6 protein-coding genes are annotated in these 7,556 nt (G+C 70.8%); 3 read left to right on the plus strand and 3 right to left on the minus strand.

Annotated elements, in window-relative coordinates; genetic code table 11:
- Positions 1–1,161: DUF222 domain-containing protein (locus Q2100_RS28260; RefSeq protein ID WP_302916707.1), on the minus strand; the 1,161-nt coding region annotated here is incomplete at its 3' end.
- Between the two features lie 199 nt (positions 1,162–1,360).
- Between Q2100_RS28260 and helR the strand changes: the two genes are divergently transcribed.
- Positions 1,361–3,553, plus strand: a complete 2,193-nt coding sequence (gene helR, locus Q2100_RS28265) for an RNA polymerase recycling motor ATPase HelR (protein ID WP_302916708.1) — start codon at positions 1,361–1,363, stop codon at positions 3,551–3,553.
- Position 3,554: 1 nt separating this feature from the next.
- On the opposite strand, the gene Q2100_RS28270 is transcribed toward helR, so the two are convergent.
- A complete protein-coding gene (locus Q2100_RS28270) occupies positions 3,555–5,135 on the minus strand; it encodes a phospholipase D-like domain-containing protein (RefSeq protein WP_302916709.1) in 1,581 nt (526 codons plus the stop codon).
- Positions 5,136–5,203: 68 nt separating this feature from the next.
- Between Q2100_RS28270 and Q2100_RS28275 the strand changes: the two genes are divergently transcribed.
- Both Q2100_RS28275 and Q2100_RS28280 read left to right on the plus strand, forming a co-directional pair.
- Positions 5,204–6,427, plus strand: a complete 1,224-nt coding sequence (locus tag Q2100_RS28275; protein ID WP_302916710.1) for a serine hydrolase domain-containing protein — start codon at positions 5,204–5,206, stop codon at positions 6,425–6,427.
- Entirely contained in the window at positions 6,427–7,158 is a 732-nt protein-coding gene (locus tag Q2100_RS28280; RefSeq protein WP_302916711.1) for a type 1 glutamine amidotransferase, read from the plus strand. Before Q2100_RS28275 ends, Q2100_RS28280 begins: the two co-directional genes overlap by 1 nt.
- Here Q2100_RS28280 and Q2100_RS28285 read toward each other — a convergent pair.
- On the minus strand, positions 7,140–7,556 hold a 417-nt coding region (locus Q2100_RS28285), incomplete at its 5' end, for a DUF1731 domain-containing protein (protein ID WP_302916712.1). The genes Q2100_RS28280 and Q2100_RS28285 overlap by 19 nt on opposite strands.

Consider the following 7,556-nt stretch of genomic DNA (forward strand, 5'->3'; position numbering starts at 1 on the left):
GCGACACGTCAGGTCGCGCATCCGCACGAAGCGTTCCACCGCCGCCGTCGGCTGATACCGCAACGCCTGCTCGGCGGTGACCATTGGTGGGTTCAGCAGCCGTAGCGTCGCTCCCTGAGCCAGTTGGCGCACCAGATCGGCGTCGATCACCCCAAAACCCTCCAGATAGCCCGGCCGGTTACCGGTACCCAGCACGGTGGACTGATCGGCGATCACATTGATCACGAACCTGGTGCCCGACGGCGTGGGCGCCGGGGGTGGAGGCGCTGAGGGCGGCGAGGGCGCCGAGGGCGTGGCACACGCCTCGACCTCCCCGGTGTCAGCGGCGGTCTGGACGCCGCTCGTGTCCGCCGCGTTGTCGGCGGTGATCTTGTCACCCATGTCGTCGGCGGCCGGCGCGGGAGCCGGCCCACCCGCAGCGGGCGTCACCGGGCGGGTGGCACATGCCTCACACCGGCAGGCCAGCGGTTGTCCCTGCGCCATCGCGGCCACCGCGTCCGCGCGGCGCTGAGCGAGGGTCCGAGGGTCCTCGCGGCACACCGCCGTCGCGAGTTCGCCCAACGTGCGGTCGAAGATCACCGCAGTCTCGGCGTCCACCACCCCGTCGACCTTGGCCGTACCGTCACCCACCGCGATCACATCCATGCGCCGGCGGTCCTCGGCGCGCTCCCGCTCCTTGACCGCATCGCGATCCAGCGTGCGCACCGCGGCGTCCACTGCATCGATCACCCGCTTGCGCGACCAGGACTGCCACCGCGAGATTCGTTCGGCCAATTGCGTATCCAGGGCCGCGATGATCCTGCGATCACTGACCAACTCACTGCGCGACACGATGATCTGCACGGTGCGCCAGTCGATGTCACCCCGAGCCAGCACCGCGGCCACCTTCGGCAGCCGGCTGTCCAACGCATCGGCCTGCGACACCAGCACACTGGCCGCCGCCGCCGACAGATTCATCGCCGCGGCCACCTCCGCACTGGTGCGCTGCAACCCGGTGACGATCATGTAGCCACAGTCCGGATCCTCGGCTTCGGCCTCCCAGGTGCGCCGGCCCAGCAGCTCCGCGATCGCCGCCAACCGCCGCCCCACCAGCCTCGACTCCTCCCGATAGGCATCGGTGATCACCGCGACCACCTCACCCGTCGACGCCGACTCGAACATGTGTTCGAGTGTACTGAAACGGTCTGACAAGCCGGGCTCGCGAAGGCGACTACTGTGAGTGTCTCGACTGGGAGACAGAAGGCGGGACGAACGTCCCTGCCCTTCTCAGGATATCCGGCACCGGGGGGCTTGCCGCAAGGCCGGGGTCATGGCGCACACTCGCTGCTCCACGAGTTCGACGAAGGAGACAGCAGAGGTAGTGAGGGATCTGGCGTACGACGACGAACTGCAGGCCGAGCGCGACTATGTCGCCGACCTGTACGCCCGCCTGGACACGGAACGCGACCGGGCCAAACGCCGCTACCAGGAGGCGCTGCGCGGTCCCATCGACAAGATGGACGGCGGGACGCTGGTGGCGCGCGACGCGGAGGTGCATGCGCTCGCCAAGCAGATGGCGCGCCTGGACGTGGCCGACCACGGCCTGTGCTTCGGCCGCCTGGACTCCGTGTCGGGCGAACGCTGCTACATCGGCCGCATCGGGCTCCTCGACGAGGACAACGGGTACGAGACCAAGCTGCTGGACTGGCGTGCCCCCGCGGCGCGGGCCTTCTACACGGCCACCGGCGCGCATCCGGAAGGCATGCGCCGACGCAGGCAGTTCCACACCCGCGGGCGGCAGCTGCTCGACTTCACCGACGAGGTGTTCGGCCAGATCGGTGAGGAACGCGGCGACGCCGCGCTGCTCGCCGCCGTCAACGCGCCGCGCGGCGAGGGCATGCGCGACATCGTCGCCACCATCCAGGCCGAGCAGGACGCGATCATCCGGCTCGACCACCCGGGGGTGACGGTGATCGAGGGCGGTCCCGGCACCGGCAAGACCGTCGTGGCGCTGCACCGGGTCGCCTACCTGCTATACACCCAGCGCAAGCGCATGGAGCGCCACGGCATCCTCGTCGTCGGGCCGAGTCCGGCGTTCCTCGAGCACATCGGCCGTGTGCTGCCGTCCCTCGGCGAATCGGACGTGGTGTTCACGACCCCCGGCGATTTCGTGCCCGGCCTGCGGGTGACCGCGGAGGACACCCCGGACGTGGCCCGACTCAAGGGTTCTCTGGGGATCCTCGACGTGCTGACCGCGGCCGTCGCCGACCGGCAGCGCCTCCCCGGCGAACCGCTGACGATCGGACTCACCGATGTCACGGTGCGCATCGACGCCGAGACCGCCGAGTGGGCTCGGGAGGAAGCCCGGTCGACCGGTCTGCCGCACAACGAGGCGCGAACGAAATTCCGCGAGATCGTCGAGTACGTGCTCACCGAACGGGCGATCGCCCGCATCGGCCGGGGGTGGCTCACCCGTGACGACCGCGGCGCGTGGGAAGAGATGCGGAAGGGCCTGCTCCGCGAGCTCAGGGACAACGCGCAGTTCATCGCCGCGCTCGACGCATTGTGGCCGCTGTTGACCCCTGAGACACTGCTGAAGTCGCTGTATGAATCACCCGAGCGGCTGGAGGCGGCCGGCGCCGACCGACTGCTCCGGCGCGCCGACGGCGGCGCCTGGACCGTCTCGGACGTGCCGCTGCTCGACGAACTGGTCGACCTGCTGGGCCGCGACCGGGCGGCCGACCAGGCCGCGGAGAAGGAGCGACAGGCCGAAGCAGACTATGCCGCAGGGGTTCTGGACATGATGCTCGCGCGTGAGGACATGATGGACGACGAGGACCATCTGCTCGCGAGCGACGTGATCGGCGCCGAGGACCTTGCGGAGCGCTTCGAACAACGCGACATCCGAGACGTCGCCGAACGCGCTGCCGCCGACCGCGACTGGACCTACGGCCACGTCGTCGTCGACGAAGCGCAGGAACTGTCCGAGATGGACTGGCGGGTGCTGATGCGGCGTTGCCCGGCCCGGTCGTTCACGGTGGTCGGCGACCTCGCCCAGCGTCGCTCGGCGGCAGGGGCGACATCGTGGGCGGAGATGCTCGATCCGCATGTGCCGGGCCGATGGGTGTACCGCTCGCTGTCGGTGAACTACCGCACGCCCGCCGAGATCATGGCCGTCGCCGCCGCGCTGCTCGCCGAGTTCGCACCGGGCGTGCAGCCACCGGATTCTGTGCGCGCCAACGGGTTCCGACCCTGGTCCCGTCGTGTGGGCGACGCCGACCTCGCCGAGGCCATCGGCGATTTCGAGCGGGACGAGGCCGCGCGCGAGGGCACCAGCGTGGTGATCGGCCCGCCCGGCGTGCCGGGCACGGTGCCGCCGTCGGAGACCAAGGGCCTCGAATTCGACGCCGTCCTCGTGGTCGCGCCGGAGCGGATCCTCGCCGAAGGTCCGCGCGGCGCTGCCGAACTCTACGTCGCGCTGACCCGCGCGACCCAACGACTCGGGGTCCTGCACGAGGGGCCGCTGCCGGCGGTGCTCGCCGGACTCGCCGACGCGGACACCGAAGGCGCTTGACTCAGTACCGCCCCTTCAAGCGGGCGCGGTAGGACCGGCCGTCGGGGTCGTAGAACATCCGGTACGCCGGACCGGCCCACAGCCGGGTCAGCCGGCCGAGCTTCTCGGCGCGGTGGCTGCGCACCCGGCCCGGTGGCCGCGGACCGCGCTGCCCACCGTCGTACCACGCGTCGAGAGCCTCTGCAGCCGCGACGAATTCGCGTACGGCGTCGGCGGGGTCGATGAGTCCGTCGTCACCGTCGCGGTCGAGGTGTTCGCGCATCAGCTCCAGCCGCAGCTCCCTGGCGAACACCCGGGCGCCGTCACCGCTGCCAGCAGGGTCGGTGGGCTCCCGCTCGTCGCGGGTGTCGTCGAGGACGGCGCACGACAGTTCGCTGTCGTGCGTCCACGACCGGCGGTTGAAGTTGTCGCTGCCCACGCAGGCCCACACGTCGTCGATGACGCACACCTTGGCGTGCACGTACACCGGTGTGCCCTGGTGGTTCTCGATATCGAAGACATGCACCCGGTCTGGGCTGGCGGCCTTGCACGCATCGATCGCCTCGCGGCGGCCGATCTGGTTGGGCGGCAGCGCCAGCTTGCCGTCGACGTCGGGGTGCCTCGGCACGACGGCGATGAGGTGTAGATCGGGATTGGCGCTCAGGGCGGCGGCGAACAGGTCGGCGACTTGTCGCGACCACAGGTACTGGTCCTCGAGGTAGATCAGGCGACGGGCCTTCGCGATCGCCTTGGTGTAGCCGCGGGCCACGGTGAACTCACCGTGCGGTGCGAAGTCGAACGCGAAGTGCGCGTCGGGATACGTGCGGAGCACCTGGACGGCGTGCGGACCGCACGGCGGCGGGTCCGGCGGCTGTTCGGGCAGCGGGTCGGGCTTCAGATCGGCGCCGCGCAGCTTGTCCATCACCCACGCCACCGGTGACAGGGTGTCCAGCGGCGCCGGGTCGTGCCACCGCTCCCGGAACGTGGCGTCCAGCGCGCCCACCACGGGGCCCTGCAACCGCAGTTGCACGTCGTGCCACGGCGGGTGCTCGCCGTACTGGGCCGCCATCTGCACCGCCTGCGGGTCGCCGTGGTGCGACCGGTCGTCGCGGCGGGAATGGCACAGGTCGATGCCGCCGGCGAAGGCGACGTCGCGCTCGGGCTCGCCGGGATGCCGGATGACCACCAGCTTCTGGTGGTGCGACCCGCCGATGCGCACCCGCTGGTCGAGCAGCACCTCCCCACCTGCCGCCTCGATCGCCTCGCCGAGGTGCTGGTTCTCCTCCTCGCTGTACTGCATCCAGTCCATATGCGACCGCCACACCAGCCCCTTGACGACGACGCCGCGCTCGGCGGCGTGACAGAACAGCTCGCGGATGGTCGGACCGCCGTCGCGCAGCAGCTGGTCGGGATCACCGCGCCAGTCGGTGAAGAACACGTGGTCGCCCTCGCCGAGCGCCTCCACCTCGGTGACGAGGTGGTCGAAGTAGGTCGCGCCGTGGACGAGCGGCTCCACCAGGCTGCCCGCGCACCAGGCGGGCAGATCCGAGTGGGGGTTGTTCCGCTCGGCGGTCGTCAGGAACCACTCGGAGAGGTCGTTCACCTCGGGGGAATGCCCACTTGCCCGCCAAAGTACGCCGCCCGGGCTCGCCGACTCTGCCAGGATCAGTCATGACCCGCGCCCGTCGCACGCTCGCCGTCCTGTGTGCGCTGACCGTGCTCGCGGGGTGCGCACCCGAGCCCGACCAGACTCCGCAGCCCGCAGAGGATTCCAGGGCGGCGGCGATCCGGACCATCGTGCGTGACGCCATCGCCTCGGCCCACCTCAAGGCGGTGCTGGTGCGGGTGACCGAGGACGGCAGAGAGATCGTCACCGACGCCTTCGGCGAGTCCATGACCGGTGTGCCTGCCACTGCTCAGATGCACTTCCGCAACGGCGCCGTGGCCATCTCCTACGTCGCCACACTGTTGCTCATCCTCGTCGACCGCGGCACGGTGCGGCTCGAGGACAGGCTGTCGACATGGTTGCCCGAGGTCCCGCACGCCGGGGCGGTCACACTCGGCCAGCTCGCCCAGATGACGTCGGGCTACCGCGACTACGTGATCGGCAACGACGCCTTCACCGCGGCCGCCTACGACAACCCGTTCCGCGCCTGGACCACCGACGAACTGCTGCGCTACGCCGTCGACGAGCCGCTGCTCTACGAACCGGGCACCAACTGGAACTACGCCCACACCAACTACGTGCTGCTCGGCATGGCGCTGGAGAAGGCTACCGGCAGGGATATGCCGGAACTGTTGGCCGACAATGTGTTACAGCCACTCGGCCTCACCGGCACCACCGCTTCGCTGACGGCGGAGATCCCCGACCCGGTGCTGCACGCGTTCAGCTCCGAGCGCCGGGCCGCACTCGGTGTGCCCGCCGGCACCGCGTTCTACGAGGAGTCGACGTTCTGGAACCCGTCGTGGACCATCACCCACGGAGCCGTGCAGACCTCCACCATCGGCGACCTCGCCCGCACCGCAGAGGGCATCGGCTCCGGGCAGCTGCTGTCCGAGGCGTCCTACCGCAGGATGACCTCGACCGACCTGCGAGGCAGGACACGGCCGCAGCCCGGCTGCAGCACCTGCTTCGCCCAGGGCATCGGCTACACCTACGGCCTCGGCGTGGTGATCTCCGGAGAGTGGTTGCTGCAGAACCCGTTGCTGTCCGGCTCGTCGGCGGTGGAGGCCTACCTTCCGGAACGCAAGCTGGCCGTCGCCGTCGCGGTGACCTACGCGCCGGAGGCGTTCGACGACCAGGGCGACTACGCCAACGAGGCCGAGGCGCTGTTCCGCCGGATCGGCGCCGAACTGGCCCCCGAGGATGCGCCCCCCATGCCGCCGCCGAGATAATGACTGCCGTGGCGTCGAAGGTGTTGTTCCTCTACAACGAGCATCTGGCGACCGAGGGCCTCCTCGGCGAGGCGTTCGCCGACAGCGGCTTCGACATCGACACGTTCGAGGTGGTGCCCGCCGACCGGGTGGACACCCCGGCGGTCGACGTGACCTTCCCCGATCCGACCGGCTACGACGTCGTCGTGCCGCTCGGCGCGCGCTGGCCGGTCTACGACGAGGCGCTGCGCCGCACCTGGGTGGACGCCGAGATGCAGATGATGCGTGACGCCGCGGCCGCCGGGGTGGCGCTGCTCGGTGTGTGCTTCGGCGGTCAACTGCTGGCGCAGACCTTCGGCGGTGCCGTCGCCCGGTCGACGGCACCCGAGATCGGCTGGTACCAGATCGACACCGACGACACCGGGGTGGTGCCGCCCGGGCCCTGGTTCCAGTGGCACTTCGACCGGTGGACGCTGCCGCCAGGCGCCACCGAACTCGCCCGCACCGCGCAGGCGTCGCAGGCGTTCGTCCTCGGCCGCACACTGGCACTGCAGTTCCACCCCGAGCTGGACGCCGGCCTGCTCGCCGGCTGGCTGGCCGACGACCGCGACGGAGACGTCGTGGGAGCGGGCCTGCGACACGACGAACTGCTCGCCCGCACAGCCGAGATGCGCGACGACGCCGCGCGCCGGATCAGGCTGCTGGTGCGGGGCTTCCTGGACCGGGTGGCGCGTCAGCCGTGTCCGAGCTGATGGGCCAGCGCGTCGGCCACGAGCGGCTGACGGAATCTGTGCCCCACTGACTGCAGCACGGTCGGCGCCACCCGCTGATCGGCCTCGGCCAGCTCGCGCGCACCCTGCGCGCCCAGCAGCACCCGCGGGCCCAGGGACGGCACCGGCAGCACGGCCGGCCGGTGCAGAACCTTCGCCAGCGCCCGGGTGTAGTCGACGTTGCGCACCGGCTCCGGCGCCACCGCGTTGACCGGGCCGGCGAGCCGGCCGTCCCACAGCGCGCGGTAGTAGACGTCGAGCAGATCGTCCAGGCCGATCCACGACAGCCACTGCTGCCCGCTGCCGAGCCGGCCGCCGAGGCCCGCGGCGAACAGCGGGCGCATCAACCGCAGCGTGCCACCCGCCGCGGCCTGCACGAT

Source organism: Mycolicibacterium arseniciresistens, from assembly GCF_030519285.1.
GTDB lineage: Bacteria > Actinomycetota > Actinomycetes > Mycobacteriales > Mycobacteriaceae > Mycobacterium > Mycobacterium arseniciresistens.